16 protein-coding genes and 1 other RNA gene are annotated in these 24,433 nt (G+C 70.4%); 12 read left to right on the forward strand and 5 right to left on the reverse strand.

The features are described 5' to 3' along the window. The first annotated feature begins 30 nt into the window (after positions 1 to 30). The 4 genes from MXD60_RS04635 to MXD60_RS04650 all read left to right on the forward strand — a co-directional run bounded on the left by MXD60_RS04635 (position 31) and on the right by MXD60_RS04650 (position 3,629). Positions 31 to 774, forward strand: coding sequence for a zinc ribbon domain-containing protein (locus MXD60_RS04635; RefSeq protein WP_248817702.1), 744 nt, complete (start codon positions 31 to 33; stop codon positions 772 to 774). Positions 775 to 888: 114 nt separating this feature from the next. Continuing rightward, positions 889 to 2,025, forward strand: a complete 1,137-nt coding sequence (locus tag MXD60_RS04640) for a bifunctional RNase H/acid phosphatase (RefSeq protein ID WP_248817703.1) — start codon at positions 889 to 891, stop codon at positions 2,023 to 2,025. A gap of 83 nt (positions 2,026 to 2,108) precedes the next feature. After that, a complete protein-coding gene (locus MXD60_RS04645; RefSeq protein WP_248817704.1) occupies positions 2,109 to 2,639 on the forward strand; it encodes a hypothetical protein in 531 nt (176 codons plus the stop codon). 150 nt (positions 2,640 to 2,789) lie between these two features. Further along, positions 2,790 to 3,629 carry a DUF4097 family beta strand repeat-containing protein gene (locus tag MXD60_RS04650; RefSeq protein WP_248817705.1) on the forward strand — a complete coding sequence of 280 codons (840 nt, stop codon included), beginning with the start codon at positions 2,790 to 2,792 and terminating at the stop codon, positions 3,627 to 3,629. A 282-nt stretch (positions 3,630 to 3,911) separates the two neighbouring features. On the opposite strand, the gene MXD60_RS04655 is transcribed toward MXD60_RS04650, so the two are convergent. From MXD60_RS04655 to MXD60_RS04665, 3 genes are all read right to left on the reverse strand, one after another. Next, a complete protein-coding gene (locus MXD60_RS04655) occupies positions 3,912 to 4,298 on the reverse strand; it encodes a hypothetical protein (RefSeq protein WP_248817706.1) in 387 nt (128 codons plus the stop codon). Further along, positions 4,291 to 5,193: a DUF8616 domain-containing protein gene (locus MXD60_RS04660; RefSeq protein WP_248817707.1), complete on the reverse strand. Its 903-nt coding sequence runs from the start codon at positions 5,191 to 5,193 to the stop codon at positions 4,291 to 4,293. Before MXD60_RS04660 ends, MXD60_RS04655 begins: the two co-directional genes overlap by 8 nt. Positions 5,194 to 5,313: 120 nt before the next feature. Next, positions 5,314 to 5,481: a hypothetical protein gene (locus tag MXD60_RS04665; protein ID WP_248817708.1), complete on the reverse strand. Its 168-nt coding sequence runs from the start codon at positions 5,479 to 5,481 to the stop codon at positions 5,314 to 5,316. Positions 5,482 to 5,812: 331 nt separating this feature from the next. Between MXD60_RS04665 and MXD60_RS04670 the strand changes: the two genes are divergently transcribed. From MXD60_RS04670 to MXD60_RS04685, 4 genes are all read left to right on the forward strand, one after another. Further along, positions 5,813 to 9,223 (forward strand): helicase-related protein, encoded by a 3,411-nt coding sequence (locus MXD60_RS04670; protein WP_248817709.1) that lies wholly within the window; start codon positions 5,813 to 5,815, stop codon positions 9,221 to 9,223. Between the two features lie 80 nt (positions 9,224 to 9,303). After that, entirely contained in the window at positions 9,304 to 9,711 is a 408-nt protein-coding gene (locus tag MXD60_RS04675) for a DUF1643 domain-containing protein (protein ID WP_248817710.1), read from the forward strand. A gap of 167 nt (positions 9,712 to 9,878) precedes the next feature. Next, entirely contained in the window at positions 9,879 to 12,641 is a 2,763-nt protein-coding gene (locus tag MXD60_RS04680; protein ID WP_248817711.1) for a DUF1156 domain-containing protein, read from the forward strand. Between the two features lies 1 nt (position 12,642). Further along, complete coding sequence (locus tag MXD60_RS04685) at positions 12,643 to 16,023, forward strand: DUF499 family protein (protein ID WP_248817712.1); 3,381 nt, start codon at positions 12,643 to 12,645, stop codon at positions 16,021 to 16,023. 226 nt (positions 16,024 to 16,249) lie between these two features. Here MXD60_RS04685 and rnpB read toward each other — a convergent pair. Continuing rightward, positions 16,250 to 16,664, reverse strand: an RNA gene (rnpB, locus tag MXD60_RS04690) — RNase P RNA component class A. A 163-nt stretch (positions 16,665 to 16,827) separates the two neighbouring features. On the opposite strand from rnpB, the gene MXD60_RS04695 reads away from it, so the two are divergent. The 3 genes from MXD60_RS04695 (at position 16,828) to MXD60_RS04705 (ending at position 22,011) form a co-directional block, all read left to right on the forward strand. Next, a complete protein-coding gene (locus MXD60_RS04695; RefSeq protein ID WP_248817713.1) occupies positions 16,828 to 17,307 on the forward strand; it encodes a lipopolysaccharide assembly protein LapA domain-containing protein in 480 nt (159 codons plus the stop codon). A 1,256-nt stretch (positions 17,308 to 18,563) separates the two neighbouring features. Next, positions 18,564 to 21,485, forward strand: a complete 2,922-nt coding sequence (locus MXD60_RS04700; protein WP_248817714.1) for a serine/threonine-protein kinase — start codon at positions 18,564 to 18,566, stop codon at positions 21,483 to 21,485. Between the two features lie 226 nt (positions 21,486 to 21,711). Next, positions 21,712 to 22,011, forward strand: coding sequence for a GlsB/YeaQ/YmgE family stress response membrane protein (locus MXD60_RS04705; RefSeq protein WP_248817743.1), 300 nt, complete (start codon positions 21,712 to 21,714; stop codon positions 22,009 to 22,011). Between the two features lie 22 nt (positions 22,012 to 22,033). Here MXD60_RS04705 and MXD60_RS04710 read toward each other — a convergent pair whose 3' ends face one another. Next, the gene (locus tag MXD60_RS04710; RefSeq protein ID WP_248817715.1) at positions 22,034 to 22,684 is read right to left on the reverse strand and encodes an MBL fold metallo-hydrolase; all 651 of its coding nucleotides are present in this window, start codon (positions 22,682 to 22,684) and stop codon (positions 22,034 to 22,036) included. A 730-nt stretch (positions 22,685 to 23,414) separates the two neighbouring features. Here MXD60_RS04710 and MXD60_RS04715 point away from each other — a divergent pair. Then, positions 23,415 to 24,404, forward strand: a complete 990-nt coding sequence (locus MXD60_RS04715; RefSeq protein ID WP_248817716.1) for a ParA family protein — start codon at positions 23,415 to 23,417, stop codon at positions 24,402 to 24,404. Positions 24,405 to 24,433: the final 29 nt, after the last annotated feature.

Here is a 24,433-nt window from a genome sequence, read left to right on the forward strand (position 1 = left end):
CAGGGATCAGGGCATTCCGGTGAGGAGTACATGAAGGCCGACCCAGCAATCCAGCTCCGCCTGCTCGACCTGCAGGCGCTCGACTCCGGCATCGACCGGCTCGCCGCCCGTCGGCGCGGGCTGCCGGAACTCGCTGTCATCACCGAACGGACCGCGGCCCTGCGCGCCCTCGACGACGATGTCGTCGAGGTGCGGACCGAACTGGGTGACGTCACCCGCGTCCAGCGCCGGCTGGAGAACGAGATCGATCTGGTCCGCACCCGCGCGGAACGCGACTCCCAACGCCTCGACTCCGGCGCCGTGTCCAACGCGCGCGAGCTGGAGAACCTGCAGTCGGAGCTGGCATCGCTGGCCCGCCGCCAGGGCGCCCTCGAGGACGAGGCGCTGGAGAAGATGGAATCGGTCGAGGCCCTGGAGAGCCGGCTCGCGGAGCTGGGCAAGCGCCACGACGACCTGACCGCCGAGATCGACACGGCGAACGCCGGCCGGGACAAGTCCTTCGCGGAGATCGACAGTGAGACCGGCCGGCTGCGCGGTGAACGCGATGCCCTCGCCCCGCAGTTGCCGGACGCGCTGATCACCCTGTACGAGCGCATCCGGGCATCGTCGAGTGGCGTGGGTGCCGCGGCGCTGCTGCGCCGGCGCTGCCAGGGCTGCCATCTGGAGCTGTCCGGCGGTGATCTGCGGGCGGTCGCGGCGGCCCCGGCCGACGAGGTCGTGCGGTGCGAGGAATGCCGGCGCATCCTGGTCCGTACCCCCGAGTCCGGGCTGTAGCGCCAAAGGTTCGACAGCGTCAAGGTTCGACAGCGTCAAGGTTCGACGGGGCCGCCGGGCTGGCCGCACGAACGCGCCGGGCCGGGTGTGGTGGCAGGGCGAGGGGAGTGGCAGATGGGGACCGAGCGCAGGCTGGTCGTCGAGGCGGACGGCGGCTCCCGGGGCAATCCGGGCCCGGCGGGCTACGGCGCCGTCGTCCGCGACGCGGCGGACGGATCGGTGCTCGCCGAACGCGCCGCGTCGATCGGCCGGGCGACGAACAACGTCGCCGAGTACTCGGGGCTCATCGCCGGCCTGCGGGCCGCCGCGGAGCTCGCGCCCGGCGCCGAGGTGGAGGTCCGGATGGACTCCAAGCTCGTCGTCGAGCAGATGAGCGGCCGCTGGAAGATCAAGCATCCGTCGATGCGCCCGCTGGCCGACGAGGCCGCCGGCCTCGCCCGCGAGTTCGCCACCGTGCGCTACCAGTGGGTGCCGCGCGCCCGCAACGGCGCCGCCGACCGCCTCGCCAACGAGGCGATGGACGCCGCGGCCGCCGGGCGCACCTGGGAGCCCTCCGTCCCGCAGTCCCCGGACCCGTCGCCGCACCGCGCGCCGACCACCAACCGGCTCTCCGGCTGGATGGCGCCACCCGCGCCGCCGATGACCACGGTGCTGCTGCGGCACGGCCAGACCCCGCTGTCGGTGGAGAAGCGTTTCAGCGGCACGGTCGAGGCGGCCCTGACCGACCTCGGCCTGGAGCAGGCCGCCGCGGCCGCCCGCCGGCTGCGCGACGAGCCGTTCGACCTGATCGTCAGCTCCCCGCTCAAGCGCGCCCGGCAGACCGCCGAGGCGCTGGGCCGCGACTACACCATCGACGACGACCTGCGCGAGACCAGCTTCGGCGCCTGGGAGGGGCTGACCTTCGGCGAGGTGCGCGAGCGCTTCCCCGAGGAGCTCAACGCCTGGCTCGCCGACCCGCACGTGCCCCCGCCCGGCGGGGAAAGCCTGATCGCCACGGTCGCCCGGGTGGCGATGGTCCGCAACCGCCTGCTCGCCGAGTATCCCGGCCAGCGGATCCTGATCGTCTCGCACGTCACGCCGATCAAGGGCCTGACCCAGCTCGCGCTGGCCGCGGAGCCGACCGTGCTCTACCGCCTGCACCTGGACCTCGTCTCGCTCAGCACCATCGACTGGTACTCCGACGGCCCCGCCGTGCTGCGCGGCTTCAACGACACCCACCACGCCGCCGACCTGACCAGCTCCGGCGAGTAGCTGCGACCACTGGCGCCACTGTGGCGCCAGCGGCGCCACAAAACGGCTTGACATGGCGCCATCGGCGGCGCCATGATGGCGGCATGGACCTGACGCCCTATGTGGAGAACCTCCGCGCCGAGCTGCTGGCCGCGGCCGACTCGGGTGAGGCCAGGGCGATGGCCGAACGGCTGGTGGCCGCCGTCTCCTCGGCGTCCCGGCTGGCCATGCTCGACGTCCTCTCCGCCGCCGCGGAGGAGATCACCCGCGACCTCGCCCCCGGCTCGGTGGAACTCAGGCTCCGCGGGCGCGACCCCTCCTTCGCGGTGACCCCCCCGGACCTGCCGGAACCAGCCGACGCCAGCCGCGTCGCCGCGCCGGCGGCGATGGCCGTCGGCGAGCCGTCGTCGCCGTCCACCGACGGCCGTGACGGCCCCGCGGCCCGCATCAACTTCCGCCCGCCCGAGCGGGTCAAGCTCGCCATCGAAGCGGCGGCCGCGGCCGAGGGCCTGTCCGTCAACGCCTGGCTCGTCCGGGTCACCTCCGCGGCCCTCGCCGTCCCCGACAGTGGCGACGGCCATCAGCACGGCGGCCGTCGCGATGGCGGTGGCCGCTTCGTCGGCTGGGTCGGCTGACCCGCTCCAACCTGTCCTGTCGACTGTCCTTTCCGAGCTCTTCCGACGCCCGTTGCGCAGCCTGCCTCGGCCCGCCCGCCCTGGCTTGCCGCGTCCCCCGCTGTTCTCCCGACCTGAGCATCCGCCCGCCACGCAACGGAGGAGCCCGCCGTGCCCACTTTCGACACCCCCGATCCGATCACGGTCGACCTGCGGATGGCGGACGGCCGGGTGGAGCTTGTCGCGAGCGACCGGACGGACACCGTCGTGCAGATCGACCCGGGCACCCGGGTCGGCGCGGCCGGCCGCGTGCGGGTCGACTACGACCGCGGCCTGCTGTCGATCAAGACGCCCGTCAACGGCCGGTTCCGCTCCCGCTCCGAATCGGTCACGATCGTGATCGAGCTGCCCAGCCGATCGAGCCTGCTGGTCCGGGCGGCAAAGGTGGAGATCGTGGCGACCGGTGTCCTCGGCGAATGCCGCCTGCACGGCGCGAGCGGCCAGGTAGCCCTGGAGCGCACCGCCGAGCTGCAGGCCCATTTCGCCGACGTCGACCTCGACATCGCCCGCGTCACCGGTTCCGCCGAGGTGAAAAGCGCCCGGGGCGTGGTGCGCATCGGCGAGCTGGAGAGCTCCGCCGACGTCCAGTCCGGCCACTGCACCGTCACGATCGGCCGCGCCGGCGGCCGGCTGTCCGTCGCCACCGCCGGCGGCGACGTCACCATTCACCGCGCCGAGAGCAGCGTCACCGCGCGCACCGCGAAGGGCAGCCTGCGCGTGCGCGAGGCGGCCCGCGACCGCATCGACCTCGCCACCGGCATCGGCGACGTCGAGGTCGGCATCCGCCCCGGCTCGGCCGCCTGGGTCGACGCCTTCACCAAGTCCGGCGCCGTGCGCAACCATCTGCCCCCGCGCGAAAGCCCCAAGGACTTCGCCGAACGGGTCGAGGTCCGCACCCGCACCCACCGCGGCGAAATAGACATCCGCGCCGCCCACCCCACCCCGGCCTGACCAACCCCGGAGCACCGACCCACCATGATTATGACGGGCCTACGGCCCACCCTCGTCCAGTACCTCGCGACCTGCGCCCAACGAGCCGATCCGGACCCGGCGGCCAGCAGCTCGGCTCCTGACGGCGCCGCGGAACACCTTGATCAGAAAAACTGGCTGGCGGACGCCTCGGACCAGGCGAGCAGCCGACCGCAATCGTGAACTTGCGACGGATCATGGGTGGCAGCCGGACAACCCACTATGTCGACGCCGCAGATCCGACCGTTCTTATCACCCTTGTGATTACTCGCCCCGGACAGCTCGCCCGGCCGTCCTGACCTTGTCTTCCGTCGGCGTCACGTAGTGAAAGTCGCGAGCGCGCAGATAATCGAGAAACTCCGGTTCGGGAGGGAGTCCGTGCTCCTCAAGATAGTATCCGATGGATGCGCTCCACACCCATTCTCCGTCGGTTAGAAATACAATCGGGACCGTCTTGCCTCTGGATTCATCAAGGCGGTCGACCGACTGGCCGGCCGCGCGCATGACGATCTTCCCCTTCTTTAGATAGGCAAGGAAGTCTGCTCGTTCTGGACCGATGGGAAGTGCCGGACGGTCGACGACGTACGGTGCGCCGTCCCGAGTGCCGTCGAACAGCTTCGCAATTTTGATGCCGTCGACGATCTCAGGCATTCCTTTTCCCTTCCGCGGTCGGATGAAAGTCGATCCAGTGGCCATCATGGGGAACGGTCTGCACCAGCCGGCCGTACTCGTTCTCGTGCATCGACGTCGTCCACACCGTACCGGTGTCCTCGTCGGAGAACGCGAGTTCGGTGGGGGCGGTGACGGTGACGCCGAGTTCGTCGGCGAGGTCTTGGGCGATCGGGTTGTCGCCCTGGCCGGTCTCGCAGGACATGAGGCGGATGGGCCGGCCCTGCCAGTTGTCGTCCCGCCGGATGAGGGCGGCCAGTTGCCGGGCGTCGAGGTCGCGCCGGCCCACGTGGACGGCGTCGGGGCTGCCGTGCAGGTCGGCAGTGTATTTACCGGGTGCGGGCTCGGCGGTGGCGGCCGCCTGCCACATCTCCTCGTCGGACTTCTCGTAGAAGGCGCGCCCGTCGACGGTCGGCTGGCTGTCCTTCCAGACCCGGGACAGCCGCCAACCGAGCCGGTCCGAGCCGTCCCGCCCGCGTGCGATGTCACTGTCGCCAACCGGCTGTCCGGTCCTTTCCGCCGGCGAATCGGTTGCCTGTTCGTGAGCACGGTCAAGGAGAGCGAGCTTGCGCTCAAGCGGGGACAGCGTGGGGTCGATGCCGGCCGCGGAACGTCTGTCAACCGGGCCGGCGGGTCGATCCGCCGCGCCTGGAGGCTCAGGCGGACGCCGGTCGTCCAACCGCGGCGGTTCGTCGCCGTCATGCGGGGAGCCGGTAGTCGGCGGGTCGGATGCGTTGGCCTCGGTGTCCGCGAGGCGCTCCGGCGCCGCTCGCGTCAGGTGCGCCTGGTCGAGCAGGCGAGCCTTCCGCTCGGCCGCGGTGGGCTCGCCTGGCCCCGCGTCCAGGGCGGGTGGGTCGCGCGGAGACTCCAGGTCCATCCGCGGTCGTTCGATCACCATTGCCACGAACTGTAGCAATGATGTCACAGGGGAGGTGAGTAGTGCGGACCTAATCCATCGTGCGATCTCAGGCGACAGGCCGTGCTTGTCCGGCCTGGCTCAGGAGTCCGTGAGGATCCGGGCCTCCCGGACCTGGCCGTTCCAGCCGGGTGTCCAGGCGTCGATGGCGAGAGCCGCCGTGCGCACGGCGGGCCTCGCGCGCAAGCGCATCGTCGATGTCAGCGCATCGTCGATGTCGTCGTCCTCGACGATCAGCGTGACGTCCACGATGCCCTCGCTCGGAGAGGCCGCGATGTCGGGATCGATGACATCGTGCGTGAGCGTGGGTCTGGCATCACCGGACGATCGCCCTTCGGGTCGACGCTTCGCCGTGCGGAGAAACCTCACCGAAGCCGTGGACGCTGTCCCGCCCCGGCGGATCGGGAGCTGGCCCCGCGGCCGTTGGTCGCGCGGGGCCGTCGTCGTCTGCGTTCGTCGGCTGCCCGATTGCGCGATCAAGCGGTTCGGCTCCTGGCCCGACGGTCCGGTAGAGCAGGCGGGCTTTGAGCTGTTGGACTGATCCAGTAGCGTTGCCCAACTGTCTATCAGGGGGCGGATCGTGCTGCTGGAGGAACTCACGTCCGGACTGCGCCTCGACGGGCTCATCCCCGCCGAGGTCATCACGGTCCTCGCCGCGCAGTGGCATGGTTCCGACGCGATCGAACTGACGTACAAGACCACGGCCGGTGTCCTTGGCCAGCAGGTTGTGTTCCGCAGTGACCAGGACAAGCTCAGCGTCGCTCGGGCCGGCAGCCGCGCCTTCGATGCGGTCGCAGGCGATTTCAAGCTCGCGGCCGAGGCGCAGCGCATCTCGCTGGCGGGGCTGTTCGACCCGATGCTCGCCGTGGCCACGAGTGATGTGCAGCCGTTGCCGCACCAGATCCGCGCGGTCTACGGCGAGCTTCTCCCGCGCACGCCGCTGCGATTCCTGCTGGCGGACGATCCGGGCGCCGGTAAGACGATCATGGCTGGTCTCTATATCAAGGAGTTGCTGCTGCGCGACGACGTGAAGCAGTGCCTCATCGTCGCGCCCGGAGGGCTCGTGGAGCAGTGGCAGGACGAGTTGTTCTTCAAGTTCGGCCTCCGTTTCGACCTGCTGACCAACCAGCTCATCGACTCCCAGGTCAATCTCAACGTCTTCGAGACGAATCCGTTGCTCATCGCGCGGATGGATCAGCTTTCCCGCAGCGAGCAGCTGCGGGCCCAGCTCGTCGAGACCGAATGGGATCTGATCGTCGTCGACGAGGCCCACCGCATGGGCGCGCACTACTTCGGCGGCAAGCTGCAGAAGACCAAGCGCTTCCAGCTCGGGGAGCTCCTCGGTGAGATCACCCGTCACCTGCTGCTGATGACCGCGACCCCGCACTCCGGCAAGGAGGAGGACTTCCAGCTCTTCCTCACGCTGCTCGACCGGGACAGGTTCGAGGGCCGCCAGAAGAAGACCACGGACACCAGCGGGATCATGCGCCGCCTGGTCAAGGAGGAGCTGCGCACGTTCGAGGGCAGGAACCTCTTCCCCGAGCGTGTCGCCGAGACTGTTCCCTACGAGCTGACCGCGTCGGAGTACGCCCTCTACGAGGACGTCACCCACTATGTCCGGGAGGGGATGAACCGGGCCGACCGGCTCGGCGGAAAGCGCAAGAACACCATCGGCTTCGCCCTGACCGTTCTGCAGCGGCGGCTCGCCTCCAGCCCGGCGGCGATCCACAAGAGCCTCGTGCGCCGCTGCGAGCGCCTGGAGCGCAAACGACAGGAGATCCTCGACGGCACCTACCGCGATCCGGACACCACGGTCGAGTGGAGTGCGATCGACGCCGACGAGTTCAACGCGGAGGAGATCGAGACGCTGGAGGAGGATCTGCTCGATGCCGCCACCGCCGCGCAGACGGTGGAGGAACTGGGCGTCGAACTGCTCGAGCTGGCCGAGCTGGTGACGGCGGCCAAGGCCGTTCGTGACGCCGGCACCGACCGCAAGTGGACCGAGCTGTCGACCATCCTCCAGGACAACGCGCTGATCACCGACGGGAACGGCTGGCCGCGCAAGTTCATCATCTTCACCGAGCACCGAGACACCCTCGACTACCTCCGGGCCAGGATCGGATCGCTGCTCGGCAGGCCGGACGCCGTCCGGGCCATCCACGGCGGCGTGCGCCGCGGCGAACGCCGACAGATCACCGAGGAGTTCACCAAGAACCGCGAGGTCCAGATCCTCCTGGCCACCGACGCCGCCGGTGAGGGCCTCAACCTTCAGGCCGCCCACCTGATGGTCAACTACGACCTGCCGTGGAACCCGAACCGCATCGAGCAGCGGTTCGGCCGTATCCACCGCATCGGCCAGGAGAAGACCTGCCACCTGTGGAACCTCGTGGCCGCCAACACCCGCGAGGGCGAGGTCTTCACCCGCCTGCTGGAGAAACTCGACCAGATGCGCAAGGACTACGGCGGCAAGGTCTTCGACGTCCTCGGCGAGGCGTTCGCCGAGACCCCGCTGCGCACCCTCCTGCTCGACGCCATCCAGTACGGCGAGCGCCCCGAGGTGAAGGCGAAGATGCACGAGATCATCGACGCCACCGTCGGGGACGGCCTGCGTGAGCTGCTCGCCGAGCGGGCGCTCGCCTCCGAGCATTTCGCCGAGGCCGACCTGCGGCAGCTGCGCGCGGCGATGGACGAGGCCCGCGCCCGCCGCCTCCAGCCGCACTACATCGAGCTGGCGTTCAAGGCGGCCCTCACCCGCCTCGGTGGCCGGATCGCCCGGCGCGAGCAGGGGCGCTACGAGATCGCGAACGTGCCCCAGCATGTGCGCTCGGCCGGCCGGGGACCGATCGCGACCAGGTACGACCGGATCACCTTCGACCTCGGCCGGGTCCAGCCCGACGGGCTCACCCGGGCCGACCTGCTCGCCCCCGGCCACCCGCTGCACGACGCGGTCATGGACGAGACCGTCCGGCAGTTCGGCGCGGCGCTCAACCAGGGCACCGTGCTCGTGTCCTCGACCCTCGAGGAGCCACACCTGCTCGTCGGAGTCATCGAGGAGGTCACCGACGCCACCGGCGAGTCCGTGGCCCGTCGCTTCGGCTACGCCTACGTGAACAGCGCCGGCACCGTCAGTCCCGCCGGTCCCGCGCCCTACCTGGACTGCGTCGCCGCGCCCGCGGGCCCGGCGATCGCCACCGCGCGGGCTCTCCCGTGGCTCGCTGAGGCCGAGGACCGGGCGGCGAGCTGGATCATCGCCAACCGCCTGCCCGAATACCTCGCCGAGGTCCAGCCCCGCCGGCTGGCGGAGCTGACGAAGGCCCGCGAGCTGGTCACGAAACGCCTCACCGCGGAAAGCGAGCGCCTGCTGCTCGAGGCGGCGATCGCCGCGGAGAACGAGCAGAAGGGCGAGCGTCCCAGAGAATCGTCGGAAAGCCTCAACCGCAAGGCGGTCGAGCTCGATCTGCGGCTGCGCCAGCGCCTGGCGCTGCTCGACCAGCAGCAGCTCATGTCCACCAAGCCACCCCGCCTCGTCACCGCCGCCCTGGTGCTGCCCGTGAGCCTGTTCGGGGACGGACTGCCGCCGGCTGCGCCGATGCGCGCCAAGGAGACGAAGGAGGTCGAGCGCCGCGGCGTCGACCTCGTCCTGAGCCGCGAGCGGGAGATCGGCCGCGAACCCGTCGAGCAGGCCTTCAACAACCCGGGTTTCGACATCCTGTCCACCGACGCGAACGGCGATACCTACCGCCTCGAGGTCAAGGCCCGCCTCGCCGGTGCCACCGACTTCTTCATCACCCACAACGAGGTGATGACCAGCAAGAACGCAGCCCCCCGCTACCGGCTCGCCCTCGTCCGCGTCGACCCACGCGGCCCGCGGTACGACGAGGTCCGCTACCTCGACGCGCCCTTCGCCACCACCGAACTCGGCGACTTCGACTCCGACGGCCTCCGCGGCAACTGGGCCAGGACCTGGGCCAAGGGGCGGCCGCCGTTCTGATGGCTCAGCCCACCACCGCGACTCTCGTCGCCGTTCTGGCGAATCCACCTCTGACTGACGGCAAGCGCACCTTGGGCCGCGTGGCGTTGGCGGGCGAGCTGCTCGGCTTCGCCGAGGTCAAGGTCGTGAACCTGTTCTCGATGCCGTCACAGGCCACTGGGGCCATCAGTGAGCTCGGCGCGACCGCCGAGGGTTGGCTAACGGCAAGACCCTCACTGGACGTAGCGCTCGCCGGGGCGGACGCCGTCCTGCTCGCCTACGGTGCGACGTCTCCCTCCGGCTCGGCCCGCACTCACTTCCGTGAGCAGGTCGAGTGGCTGCACAGCCGCCTCGATGAGTGGGCCGTGCCGGGTTGGCAGGTTGGTGATGGTCCGCGACATCCGTCTCGGTGGCAACGCTGGACCAGCCGGGAGCACCCTGACGTCCCGTTCGCCGAGGCGGTGCGACGCAGCCTCGTCCCCAAACTGCCCCAGATGTCCCGGCTCTGAGCAGCCGGATCTGTCTGTCCTGATGCCTCCCGTGAATCCCGTCTTCGGTCACCGAGGCCAGTTCATCCTTGCTCGTGCCTGATCGCTAGATTCGGGACTGCGAGTCAAGAGGTTGGATGTTGCCTTGTCGTGACCTCCGCGGGGGCTCAGAGGGTAGAGGGAAGTACGTGCAGAAGCGAAAGCTGATCGAGGTGGCGCTGCCGCTGGAAGCGATCAACCGGGAGTCCGCCCGGGAGAAGTCCATCCGGCACGGACATCCCTCCACGCTCCACCTGTGGTGGGCGCGGCGGCCGCTCGCGGCGGCCCGAGCGGTCCTGTTCGCCCAGCTCGTCGATGACCCGAGCGCGCGGCCCGAGGAGTTCCCCACCGAGGAGCTGCAGCGCAAGGAGCGTGAGCGGCTGCACGGGCTCATCGAGCGACTCGTCATCTGGGAGAACATCCGGGACGAGAAGCTCCTGCGGGAGGCCCACGAGGAGATCCTGAAGTCCACGAACGGCAACCCGCCGCCGATCCTGGACCCCTTCGCCGGCGGCGGCACCATCCCCCTGGAGGCCCAGCGGCTGGGCCTGGAGGCCCACGCCTCCGACCTCAACCCCGTCGCCGTCCTCATCAACAAGGCGCTCATCGAGATCCCGCCAAAGTTCCGTGACCAGCCCCCCGTCTATCCCGGTTTGGCTGACTCCGAGATCCGTGCCTGGAAGGGCGCCGAGGGCCTCGCCGCCGACGTGCGCGCCTACGGTGCCTGGATGCGCGACGAGGCCGAGAAGCGCATCGGCCACCTCTACCCCAAGGCGACCCTCCCCGACGGCACCAAGGCCACCGTCATCGCCTGGATCTGGGCCCGCACCGTCACCTGCCCCAACCCCGCCTGCGGCATCGAGATGCCCCTGGTCCGCTCCCAGTGGCTCGGCAAGAAGAAGGGCAAAGAGGCGTACGTCGTCCCCACCGTCGTCCCCGATCCCACCCACCCCTCAGGGCAGCGGGTCGAGTTCACGATCGGACACGAGAAGCACGCCGCGCCGACTGCCGCGACGGACGGGACAGTCTCGAAGACCGGTGCGCGATGCGTGGCCTGTGATGCAGCGGCGGACTTGAAATTCGTACGTGCTGAAGGCCGCGCCAAGCGCCTCGGTGCCCAGCTCATCGCCGTGGTTGCGGAAGGTAACCGTCGGCGGATGTACCTCGCCCCAACCAGCGAACACGTCCTGGCTGCTGCCATGGGGCGACCTGACGATGTGCCCGAGGCGTCCCTCCCGGTGGAGGCCCTTGGCTTCCGGGTCCAGGCCTACGGCATGACGGAGTGGGCCGACCTGTTCACCAACCGCCAGCTCACCGCCCTGACCACCTTCAGTGACCTGGTCTCCGAAGCCCGAAATCGTGTCCTTGCCGATGGTAGTAGCGACGGGTACGCCGATGCCATCGCTACCTACCTCGGTTTTGTCGTGAGCCGCCTAGCTGATTATCAGTCATCGATCACGACGTGGGCCAGCAATCCGCAGAAGGAAATTCTGCGGAATATCTTCGCGCGGCAGGCGATCCCGATGACCTGGGATCACGCGGAGGGTAACCCGTTCGCCGACGGCTCGGGAAGTCTTGTAAGAATGACGAATGCCGTCGCCGAAGCAACGGAGCGTCTCGACGGATGCGGTCATGGTGTGGTGCGGCAGCGTGATGCTGTCCAAGCGGTGTCAGCACCCGTCCTAATTAGCACCGATCCGCCGTATTACGACAACATCGGCTACTCCGACCTGTCGGACTTCTTCTACGTGTGGTTGCGCCGGTCGCTGCGCGAAGTATATCCAGATCTCCTGGCGACGCTACTGGTACCGAAGGCGGAAGAACTTGTTGCGAACCCGTTCCGCCAGGGCGGCAAGGGGGGTGCGCAGAGATTCTTCGAGGACGGCTTCCGTCGGGTCTTCGCGCACGCGCGGGAGGTCGCGCGAGACGATGTACCGATTACTGTCTGGTACGCATTCAAGCAAAGCGATGCCGATGATGCCGGCGAGGCATCAACAGGCTGGGAGACCCTGCTTGAGGGCATGATCCGGGCAGGCTGGTCAATCACGTCGACTTGGCCGAGCAGGAGCGAGCGGAGTGGCCGCATGAGGGATGTCGGCTCTAACGCTTTGGCCTCCTCGATCGTGCTGTCGCTGCGCCCTCGAACCGAAGGGGCTCCGACGACGGATCGGCGTGGCTTCATCGGGGCGCTGGAGGCCGAGTTGCCCGACGCGCTACGCAAGCTTCAGCAGGGGCAGATTGCGCCCGTGGACTTGCCGCAGGCGGCGATTGGGCCGGGGATGGCGGTTTTCAGTCGCTATGGCGCCGTGCTGGAGCCCGACGGCAAGAAGATGACAGTTCGGTCCGCGCTGGCCCGGATCAATGAGATCCTTGACCAGGTGCTGGCGGAGCAGGAAGGCGACTTCGATTCGCCTTCCCGCTTCGCGATAGCATGGTATCGCCAGCACGGGTACGGGGTGGGTGTGTTCGGCGACGCTGACAATCTCTCCCGGGCTCGCAACACGAGCGTCGACGGGATGGATCGAGCGGGCATCCTGTCGAGTCGGGCTGGCGTCGTGCGGCTCGTCAGGCCCGCCGACCTGTCGTGGGATTACGACGTGCGCAAGGATGGCCACGCCAGCAACTGGGAGGTGCTCCATCACCTGATCAAGGTGCTGGAGCGGGACGGCATCACGCCAGCGGGGGAGTTCCTCCAGGTGGCGTTGGGTCGGACGGATGGAGCTGTTGATGCTGACCTGGTCAAGGAGCTTGCGCATCTTCTCTTCCGGGTCGCGGAAAGCAACGGCTGGACGAAGGACGCGCTGAGCTTCAACAGTCTGGTGACAAGTTGGCCGGAGATCCTCGACGTCGCGCGCATACTGAAGAAGCCCACGGAGACACAGTTCGCGATCGAGTTCGACGAGGACGAGTGAGATGGCGCTGAGCAACCGCGACCGCATCGACCGGATGTTCCAGATCCTTGCCCCGACGCTGGACGACTTCATCTCGTCGGTGATCGGTCAGGATGACCAGGCGCTGGGGGCCGAGTGGACGAAGCTGGTCCAGGCGAAGGACGTCAAGAACGGCGCGTCCGCGACCAAGGGCTATGACCCGCTCGACCCGCAACTCCAGTTCCGCATGCTCACCGAAGGCAACATCACAGGCGGCCACAAGCCTGGCTGGTATCCGTTCAACCAGGTCGTCGGGCGGGCCGGCGAGACCTACGCCAGCGAGCTGCGCGAGGCGCGCAATGACTGGGCGCACAACCGGCCGTTCACCGACGACGACGCCTACCGTGCGCTCGACACGGGGGAACGTCTTCTCAAGCTCATCAAGGCCAACGCTGAGGCCGACGCGGTCGGTGGCATCCGGCAGAACCTGCGGCGGGTGACCGCCGACAAGGATGATCGGAGGGTTCTCAAGGCCGCGGTCGTCAACCCGGAGTCCACCGGGCTCAGGCCGTGGCGCGAAGTGCTCCAGCCCCACGACGACGTCGCCACCGGCAACTTCCACGCCTCCGAGTTCGCCGCCGACCTCTACAAGGTCGCCACCGGCGGCGAGGTCGACTCCGACTATGCCGACCCCGTCGAGTTCTTCCGGCGCACCTACCTCACCGAAGGTCTGCGCGACCTGATCGGCCGCGCTGTGCGGCGGCTGGCGGGTGACGACAACGCCTCGCCGGTGATCAACCTGCAGACCAACTTCGGTGGCGGCAAGACCCACTCGATGCTGTCGCTGTGGCACGTGGCCGCCGGGCTTCCTGTGGGCGAGTTCCCGCAGGAGACCCAGGAGCTGCTCACGACCAACGGCTACCAGGGCACCAGGGTGAACCGGGTCGCGATCGTGGGCAACCACCTCAGCCCGTCCGGTGTCACCAAGGACGATGGCACCCACGTCAACACGATGTGGGGTGAGCTGGCCTGGCAGCTCGGCGGCGCCAAGGCGTACGCCCTCGTCGCCGCGGCGGACAGCGACCGCACCCACCCCGGCGAGGCGCTCCACACGCTGCTGGCGACGTACGCGCCCGCCGTCATCCTGATCGACGAATGGGTCGCCTACGCCCGCTCCCTCGTCGGTCGCGACGACCTGAAGGGCGGCACGTTCGACGACCAGTTCACCTTCGCCCAGTCACTGACCGAGGCGGCCAAAGGCACCTCGGGTGTCCTGCTTGCGATCTCGATCCCTGCCTCGGAGACCGGTGACGACACCGAGATCGTGGTCGGAAGCGCCGAGGAGGTCGGCGGCGCCAACGGGCTTGAAGCCCTGAAACGACTGCAGAACGTTGTGCGCAGGGTCGCCGACCAGTGGCGCCCGGCGTCGTCGGACGAGGCGTACCACATCGTCCGGCAGCGGCTGTTCAAGCAGCCGGACGCCGCCGCGCTCGCCGCGATCGGCGCGACCGCCAAGGCGTATGTGGAGCTGTACCGCAAGTACACCGACGACTTCCCGCGCGAGGCGCGCGACAACTCCTACGAGATGCGCCTGCGGCGCACCTACCCGATCCACCCGGAACTGTTCGATACGCTGTACGAGGAATGGTCCTCGCTGGAGCGCTTCCAGCGCACCCGCGGTGTGCTGCGGCTGATGAGCACGGTGATCCACGCGCTCTGGACGGGCGAGGACGCCTCGCCGCTGATCATGCCTGGTTCGATCCCGCTCGCCACCGCGAACGTGAACGCCGAGCTGACGCAGTACCTCCAGGACTCCTGGAAGGCGATCATCGACGCCGATGTCGACGGCCCGAACTCCGAGCCGGCGCGCATCGACAAGGAGAAGCCGCTGTTCGGCCAGCGGGCGCTGACCAGGCGACTCGCCCGCACGGTGTTCTTCGGCGCCGCCCCGACCGTCGCGCCCGGTTCGGTGCACAAGGGCATCGGCACCCAGCGGGTCTTCCTCGGCACGGCGATCCCCGGCGACGTCCCCGGCAACTTCCACAGCGCGCTGACCCAGCTCGGCGACCGGGCGACGTACTTCTACTCCGGCTCCGGCAAGTACTGGTACGACCTCCAGCCCAACATCACCCGTACCGCCAAGGACCAGGCTGAGCGCCTCCACAAGGAAGACGTGTGGAAGGAGATCGTCACGCGGCTGCTCGGCCAGGGCCGCGTGAAGGGCGACTTCGCCGGCGTCCACGTCTGCCCGCAGACCGACGCCGACCTCCCCGACACGGCCGAGGCGCGCCTGGTCATCCTCCATCCCAAGTACGCCCACAAGCGGGGCAGCACCGATTCGGACGCCAGGAACTTCGCCCAGCAGGCGACCGAGCATCGCGGCAGCGCCAACCGGTCCAACCGCAACATGCTCGTCTACCTTGCCCCCGACGAGGCCCGGCTGGAGGAACTCGACACCGCCACCCGCGACTATCTCGGGTGGAAGCACGTCCTCGACAACGAGGCCGACCTCGACCTGACCCAGAACCAGAAGAAGCAGGCCACCCAGCGCCAGACCCAGGCCGACCAGACCGTCACGGCCAGGCTGCTGCAGACCTTCGTCTGGGCGCTCGTCCCGGCCCAGCCGGTACCGAAGCAGCCTTTCGTCCTGCGGGAGATCAAGGTCGAAGGTCAGTCGACCTCGCTCGCCGAGCGGGTGTCCCGCCGTCTCGGAAGCGACGGCGATCTCTCGACGCGGCAGGCCGCGTCGACGATCCGCCTGGCGATCAGCAAGGTTCCGGAGATCTGGAAGGACGGGCACGTCTCGCTCGGTGCCCTGTGGGGGCTCTGCTGCCAGTACCCCTACCTGCCTCGCCTGCGCGACAGGACGGTCCTCGACGCCGGCATCGTCGATCTGCCGCTGCTCTGGCAGACAGATGCCTTCGCCCTCGCCACCGGCTACGACGAGGCGGCCGGCCGCTACGTCGGACTGTGGCTACCCGAGGACAAGACCGCCGCGCCGGCGGCCACCGACTCGCTGCTCCTGGTACAGCCCGAGGTTGCCCTCAAGCAGCGCGCCGCCGAAACCCCGCCGACGCCGGGTCTGGGAGAGACCCCGGGCGTGGGCGGGGGCGTGGGCGTTGACGTGGACAAGGACGACGCGAAGAAGCAGTTCAGGAAGGACGCCGACCACGACGGTGTCTACCGCCAGGTCAAGAGGCGGTTCTACGGGGTGAAGACCCTGAACCCCGAGAAGATCGCCCTTGACTTCAAGAACGTCTCCGACGAGATCATCGCCAACCTTCGCCGGGACGGCACTGAGCTCGCCGTGAAGATCGAGATTGAAGCGACGATGAGCGGTGGTTTCGAGGAAGGCCAGGTCCGCACCGTCTCGGAGAACGCCCAGACCCTGAAGTTCGATCAGTCGGGCTTCGAGGAGGGCTGACCGGCCGACCAGCGCGTACCTAAGCACAGTCGGCGTGCTCAGGCGCCGTGGTGGAGCGGTCGAGGTCGACCAGGACGAGCTGGGGTCGGACGCGGCCTGGACGCGGAGACCGTCGGTGAAGGTGGCGGAGCCCGCTCCGCCGGTAGCGCAGCGGGTAAGGAGGTCGCGACGGCCCGGTCCGCTGGCCTGCGGTGCTGGCCGAGGACACGGTCGACTGCAGAGAAGGCGGATGAGGTGGCCTGTAAGCCGGGTTCTGTGGCCGGGGTGCCTTGCGGCTTCCCGGTGGCGGCCATCTCTCTACGGCTGCCGTTGCCGACAGCCTCCAGCGGTCTACCCGCAGGCTCGGGCGGGCAGCCCTCGAACGCCTGCGCGGCCCGCGGCCTGGTAGGGCCGTGGGCCTTCTGACCTTGCTCCGGGCGGGGTTTACCTAGCCGCCCAGGTCACCCTGGGCGCTGGTGCGCTCTTACCGCACCGTTTCACCCTTACCGGTGCCGTTGCCGGCGCCGGCGGTTTGTTTTCTGTGGCACTGTCCCGCGGGTCGCCCCGGGTGGGTGTTACCCACCGCCCTGCCCTGCGGAGCCCGGACTTTCCTCGGCGGCGCCAGCCGGAGCCGACGCCGACGCGGCCGCCCGGCCACCTCATCCGCGTGTTTCAGCATAGGGCACCCGACGGCCTAGACTGCCAGGCACAGGGGAGCGACCTGGACGCTGCGGTGCCGGGCCGGTGTGGCGATGCGGGGACAGCGTCGCCGCGGTCGGGCGGGGCCCGGGGGCGGACGGGCGATGCGCGATGGATGGGGCGATCATGGCCGGACCGGATCAGCCGGGCAAGAAGATCAACGACACTCGCCCCCAGTGGCCGCAGCCGGCCGCCACCGCACCCGCGGTCCCGCCCGCCGGGGGCCTGCCCGTCCCACCGCCGCAGCCCGCCGGTGTCGGCGGCGCGCCGACGTCGCTGACCCCGCCGGGGCAGCCCGCTCCGTCGGTGCCGGGGGGTCCCGCGGGGCCGACTGGTGGGCCGGCGCCGCGGCGAGGGATCGCCTACACGACGTACGCGATCACTGTGCTCGTCGCCCTCATCGCGATCCTGGTCGTCGTCTTCGTGGTGAAGAACGACGCGCGGGTGAGTATCTGGCTGTTCGGGACCACGAAGCAGATGTCGGTCGCCGGGGCGTTGGCCGCCTCGGCCGCTGCCGGGCTGGTCGTCGGCCTGCTGCTCGGGGTGATCCCGCAGATCAGGCTGCGCCGCGAGCTGCGGCAGCTGCGCCGCGCCACCCGCGGCTGATGCCGCACTGACCCACCGCACGCGCCCCGCCGCGCGTGCGGTGGGTGTTTCTTGTGGTGGCGGTTGGCGCCATCCATGGCCGCGTGGGTCCGGTTCGTGGTTGCCGTCCCGGAAGATACGCCGGGACAGTTGGGGGCGGTAGTTCTGCGGGGGCGTGCCAACGGTCGCCGTAATGTCTCTGGGTTCTGTGACCGGGCCGTCCGGGAAGCCGTGGCCGGGCAATGTTGCCCTGGCGACCGGATGGTGTCGATCACGGAAGCCGGCGTGCCCACCGTGCCGTGGCAGGAATCACGGGTTGGGTTTCCGTCGCTGTTTTGTTGTCGTGTTGGCCTTGAATGGTAACCATGATCTGGGAGGTTTCATGGCAGAAACTCGTGCCATTCGCCGACCGGGTCGAACCGCGGGTCGGACTTTGGTCCGGTCGGGCGCGTCACGCGTCACCGCGGATCCGGGCGGCGGAACGAACGTGGCAGGCCGCAGGGCTGCTGGGAGCGGAACAAGGTCATCGCTGGAGGTGCCCGGCACCCTCGAAGAACCAGGAGAACTCGTCGACCGGTTCATTCTCGTGAAGGTCCGGCAGGACCTCTCCACGAGCTGAGGACAGCGGTCACGGCGGCGCCTGTGGGTGCCGCCGTGGCTGGTACGTCTCGATATCCAGGTGTTTCCGCAGAACGACCCGCAGATCGCTCCGTCGGATAGCCGGTTGGGGTAACCGATAGGTGTGTCTTCTGGGTGCCGAATGGCCGGGTAGCTGCGGTTCCATCGGTACAGTCCAATTTGTGACGCCGCAGCGAACCGAACCGTCCTGGAGGGCAATCCGGGCTCTTGGGCGGGCGCGCGCGCCGATCTTCGGGACGGCGGTGACGGCGCGCGTTTCGCGATGCCGGATCCGGATTGACCGGGTGACGGCCGAGGCGGGGCGGCCGCGGCTGGCCGAGATCCGGGTCAGCCGGCCGGCGGGACCAATGGACCGCCCGGCGGGGCGCGGACGGCACGGTCGGTCGCCCCGGCCGGTGGCCGCGACACACATCTGCGCCACAGATTGGGAGGGCACTGTGGGACGAGTCCAGGACCGAACCCACGGTGCCAGCCCGACCGGTGCCAGCCCGACCGGTGCCAGCCCGACCGGTGCCAGCGCCCTGAACGGCTCGGGACCGCACGGCGGGCAGGCACCGGCCGCAGGCTGACGACGGGGGCCCGGCCGGTTGGCCGGGCCAGGCGTCGGATGGTGAACAGGACGACGGAGGGAGGGCGAGGTGCCGCCCAGGCCGCTGCGCTCCGGTGACCCCGAGCGGGTCGCCCGGTTCGCGCTGGCCGCGCGCCTCGGCTCCGGCGGCATGGGGGTCGTGTACCTCGGCACCGACGATCTGACCGGGCAGTCGGTCGCCATCAAGGTGATCCGCTCGGACTTCGCGGCCGACCCGGAGTTCCGCTCCCGCTTCCGCCGCGAGATCGACGCGGCGCGCGCGGTCGGCGGCGCCTGCACCGCCCGGCTCGTGGACGCCAACCCGGACGCCGACGACCCGTGGATGGCCACGGAGCTCATTCCCGGCCAGAGCCTCGCCGAGACGATCGCGACCCGCGGGGCCATGGAGATGCCGACCGTCGTCGCGCTGGCCGCGGGCCTGGCTGAGGCGCTGACCGCCATCCACGGCGCCGGCATCATCCACCGTGACCTCAAACCCGGCAACGTCATCCTGAGTACCGAGGGCCCGAAGGTGATCGACTTCGGCATCGCCGCGGCCGTCGACGCGACCGCCGCCACCCGCACGGGAGTCCTGCTCGGCAGCCCCGGCTACATGGCGCCCGAGCAGGTCACCGGGCATGGTGAGGTCGGCCCGGCCGCGGACGTGTTCGCGTGGGGTCTGACCGTGCTGTACGCGGCCACGGGCAAGCCGCCGTTCGGCACCGGCCGGGCCGACGCGCTGCTCTACCGGGTCGTGCACAGCGAGGCGGACACCGCCGACGTGCCCGCCCGGTTGCGGCCCGCGGTGACCGCCGCTCTGGTGAAGGATGTCGCCGGCCGCCCCAGTGCCAGCGATCTGCTGCGTGAGCTGATCGGCCCGACCAACGACCCGGCCGCCGCCACCCGCAAGCTGTTGCGGGAGTTCTGGACGCCCCCGCCGATCGACCCGCTGGCGTTCGTTCCGGTGTCCACCTTCACCCCGACGCCGAGGTCCGGGGGCTCCGGCGGATCATCGGGCAACAAGCTGCGCGAGGCCGACTTCCACGACAGTCAGACCCTGGTCGGCCTGCCGTCGCCCCGGCCGTCGGTCAGCCTGGTCACCCCGCTGCAACGCCAGCCGGAGCCGGATCACGCCGTGACCCGGGTCTCCCGCCGCCGGCGCGCCTGGGGACCGGGTGCTTACGAGGCGCCTGCCGGGAAGGCCGCGCAGGACGCCATCGCCGCGGCGGCCGAGCGGGCCGACGCCGGACCGCCCTGCGCCGACGCCTCGTCCGGCCCCGACACGAGCCCGCCGTTGCCGCCCCCCGCGCCGGTCGCCCCCGGCGTGTCGGGGTCGCCGGCGGGATGGCGCACGGGCGCCGGTCGACGCGGCGGCCTGCGGGGACGGGCGGGCAGCGCCCGCCGGGACGCCGCGGGGAGTGCCGGCGCGTCCCAACCGGATCCCGCCGAGAGGGCGGACCCGCACTCCCTCAGCCCGTGGCGACGGCTCGGCGCCGCAGCGCAGGGGGGCGGGGCGCAGGGGGGCGGGGCCGGGGAGACCATCCCGCCGCTCCCGCTCGACGGGCGCCTGCCGGGGCGCGGCGGGGATGGCAGGCCACTGGCGGATGCTGACGACCACCACGACCGGCTCGGCGCCGGGTGGAGCGGGGACTCGGTGGACGACGACCCGCTCGCCGATGCTGAGCACGCGAGCGGGTCGGTGGCCGACGCGAAGGGCGTCGGCCTGCGTGCCGGCGACGGAGTCGCCGACCGTGCCGACACCGCCGGCGCGGTGGCCGTCGACGATGGTGAGGCCGACGGGTATGACGCCGACGGGTATGACGCCGACGGGTATGACGCCGACGGGTATGACGCCGACGGGTATGACGCCGACGAGGACGACCCCGACGAGGTTGACGCTGACGAGGCGGACGAGGTCGAGGCCGGGCGCGGTGCGGCGGTCGGCCGGGCCGCGGGTGCCTCGGGGCTGCCAGGCGTCGCCGGCCGCGAGTTCGAACAGGCCGGGGTGGGCGTCGGGGCCGGCGCGGAACAGGCCGGGCGCGCGGCGCGGGCGTGGCAGAGCGGGTGGGAGGGCTCGGCGGGAGACGCGCCCCTGTCCGTCGACGCGGAGGGTTCCGCCGAGCCGCGCGCCCGCATCGCGCGGATCGCGGCGGCGGACGATGTCTTCCCGGACGACGTGGTCTTCCCGGACGGTGATGTCTTCCCGGAGGACGCGATCCGGTCGGACCAGGACCCCCCGGGGCTGAATCCCGCCGACGCCGACGCCGACGCCGACGCCGACGCCGACGCGGCCGGGGCCGGGGCCGAGGCGGTGGCGCGGGAGGAGGCTCCGGCGGCGGGCGACGGACAGCGTTCGCGTCGACCTCGGCGGGCCGTGGCCATCACCGTGCTGGCCGCCGCCGTCGCCGGGCTGACGGCGCTCGGAGCCGCGCACGCGGCCGACGACCAGGGGCGTTCGGGCCCCACCGGGGTCAGGCCGAGCCCGGTGGTCCAGCGGGTCCCGGCCCCGCCGGGTGGCCCGGCGGCGCACGGCGCCGTCACGTCCAGTGTCCCGGGGCTGCCGGCGCTCAGCGACGTGCCGACGTTCCGGGGCGCGGTCGGCCAGCTCGGGGCGAGCAAGCCGTTCGTCGACTTCGTCGCCGCCCACGACAACGGCGTCGTGAACCTGGACCTGCTGGCCCCGGTCGAGGGCAACACCCAGGCGTTCTTCCCCGGCCCCGAACTGGGGGGCGACGCGGTGCCGAACCTGACCCTCTACGGATCGTGCGAACGGCTCGTCTACGGCGAGACACCCGGTACCGACCCGGCGCAGGGCTGCGTCGGGACGAGATATCGGCTGGCCGGGATGACCAGTGGCGGCGCCACCTTCGACCGCGTCCAGGAGTTCTACCGTCTGCGCGGGTACTTCCGGGTCGCGGTCGGCGGCACGGCGCGGCCGGGCATCGCCGCCGTCGAGCTTCGCGCGATCGACCCCCGGAGCCTGCCGAGCTGATCTGTCCCGCCCGGCGGCCCCGCGGCCCCGCGGCCGTGAAATGCGCGGCGGCGATGTTTGCGGGCCGGCGGCAACGGCGCCGGCGGATACGCCGCGCCGCTCGATATTGTCTCGCGTCGACAGCCCTGGCGGGCGATCTGTTTCCGATGGCGACCGGCTCACCTGGTTTTGGTAACGGGTGGACGCGGAAGAAACCTCAGGGCAGGTTCTCGACTGGGGGTGCGCGGTGTTCCAAATTCTCTGGATCATCCTGGCCGGACTGGTGATCGGCGTGTTGGCTCGCCTGATCGTCCGGGGTAGGCAGGACATTCCGCTCTGGCTGACCGTGGTCATCGGCATCGTCGGCGCACTCGTCGGCAATGTCATTGCCAGCGCGATCGGCGTGCGGCACACCGGCGGGATCGACTGGATTCGCCACATCCTGCAGGTCGGCGTCGCCATCGGTCTGGTGCTGCTGGTCGCCCCGCTGTGGGCGTCCCGCGTCAGTGGTCGCCCGCACGACCGGCATACCGCCGGGAGGGTGTGACGACACCCCGGCCGGGGCGGTGTCAGCGGCCCCGGCGCACCCAGTCGTCGTAGTCGACGCTCTCCTCGCCGATGGTCGTGTCGTCGCCGTGGCCGGTGTGGACGACGGTCTGGGCCGGCAGGGTGAGCAGCTTCGTGCGGATCGAGGCGAGGATCGTCGGGAAGTCCGAGTAGGACCGGCCGGTCGCACCGGGGCCGCCGCGGAACAGGGTGTCGCCGCTGAACACGACCGGTTCCCCGCCGAGTTCTCCGAACAGGCAGATGCCGCCGGGGGAGTGACCGGGGGTGTGCAGGACCCGCAGGGCGCCGCCGCCGGGCAGTGCGACGAGCTGTCCGTCGGCGAGCGCCCGGTCCGGTTCGCGCCGCGGGTAGACGGTGCGCCACAGCACGGTGTCGTCGGGATGCAGGGCGATCGGGGCACGCACCAGGTCGGCGAGCTCCGCGGCGGCGTTGATGTGGTCGTTGTGACCGTGCGTGGCCACGATCGAGGTGACGACCCGGTCGCCGATCGCGGCGGCGATCACCGACGGGTCGTGCGCGGCGTCGACGACGACGACGGAGTGGTCATCGCCGACGAGCCAGACGTTGTTGTCGACCGTGAACGACTGACCGTCCAGGGTGAAGTCACCGCGGGTGATCACCCGGTCAACCCGAAGACCCGTACTGCCGGTCATGACGTCCCTCATCCCCGATCGTCGCGGCATCCCCGATCGCTGCGACACCGTGTCACACGTCCGAGGCCGGTCACGTGCGGATGACCGGCCAACGGCTTCGGCCGCCGGGGTCGCCCGTGTCCGTGGCGGCACTGCTCGCCGTCTCGACCGTATCGGTCGGCATCGCGCCCGGTGGCGCCCCGGCACCGCGGACGGGCCGCCGGCGTGGACCGGCGGTCCTGGCCCCACCCGTTCGGGGCATCCGGGCCCGGGGTTGGGGGTCCCCGCGGGTTCCCGGCCGGACCTCACCGCCGCCCTGGGTGTCGCGACCACCGACCGGGGGCGCCCGGATGGTCAGCCACGAACGCAGTGGCACCGAAGTGGCAGCTCGTGGCGGGCGCCGGCGGACCGAATGCGGCCCCGGTCCCGGCGGCGTTCCCACCATCCGGGCCACCGCCGTTCCACCCTCCGTGCGCCCAGAGGTCGAGATCGGGTAACCCTGGCGGCCGATGCCCGCGATGTCGGATAGGCCTTCGCGAGCCGTTCGCCGGCCGCCATACGCCGGAGTGACATCAATCCATCACACCAGGTGGATGATTTCGCACCCTTGTGGGCGGGCGATGGTCAACGTGCACAGGCCGCCGATGCGCGACACGCCGCTTTGCGGCCACCCGACGCCCCCGAGAACGGGTCGATGTCGGTACGCTCCAACCGGTCCGTTTCTGCTCTTTGTAGAAGGAGCAACCCGTCCGTGGTCCGTATCGCCGACACTCCCGCCGTCGAGTCCCCGATCCGCTTCTCCTATGGGGAGGTAACGGTCGGTGACCCCAGGCTGTCCGAAGAGGGGCGCCTCGAAGCCGGCGGCGGGAGTATCGATGAGGGGGTCGGCGAGCCCGGTCCCACCGGCCGCCCGCTGCCGTCCTTCCGTGTCCCCGCTCCGCTCACCTCGCGCGGGCCCGCCTGGATCGTCGCCATGTGCAACCAGAAGGGCGGGGTCGGCAAGACCACCAGCACGATCAACCTCGGCGCCGCGCTCGCCGAGTACGGCCGCCGGGTGCTGCTGGTCGACTTCGACCCGCAGGGCGCGCTGTCGGTCGGTCTCGGCATCAACCCGATGCAGTTCGACCTGACCGTCCACGACCTGCTGCTCGGCCGCGAGAACGACATCCGCGAGGTCATCGTGGAGACCCAGATCGACGGGCTCGATCTGCTGCCGAGCAACATCGACCTGTCCGCCGCCGAGGTGCTGCTGGTCACCGAGGTCGGCCGGGAGCACTCCCTCGCCCGCGCGCTCGCCCCCATCCTCGACGAGTACGACGTCATCCTCGTCGACTGCCAGCCCTCGCTGGGCCTGCTGACCGTCAACGCACTGACCGCCGCGGACGCCGTCATCGTCCCGCTGGAGTGCGAGTACTTCGCGCTGCGCGGGGTGGCGCTGCTGCTGCAGACCATCGACAAGGTCCGCGAGCGGCTCAACTCCCGCCTGGAGCTGGCCGGCATCCTCGCCACCATGTACGACGCCCGTACCCTGCACGCCCGCGAGGTGCTCGCCCGCGTCGTCGAACGCTTCCCCGACGAGGTGTTCCACACGGTGATCAACCGCACGGTACGGTTCCCGGAGACGACCGTGGCCGGCGAGCCGATCACGACCTACGCACCGACCTCGGTCGGCGCCGCGGGTTACCGGCGGCTCGCGCGCGAGCTGATGGTCCGGCACGACACGCCACCGGCCGTCGGCTAAATCCGGCACTTTCGGCGATCGGGACGAAA

The organism is Frankia sp. AgB32 (genome assembly GCF_023243045.1).
Classification (GTDB): domain Bacteria; phylum Actinomycetota; class Actinomycetes; order Frankiales; family Frankiaceae; genus Frankia.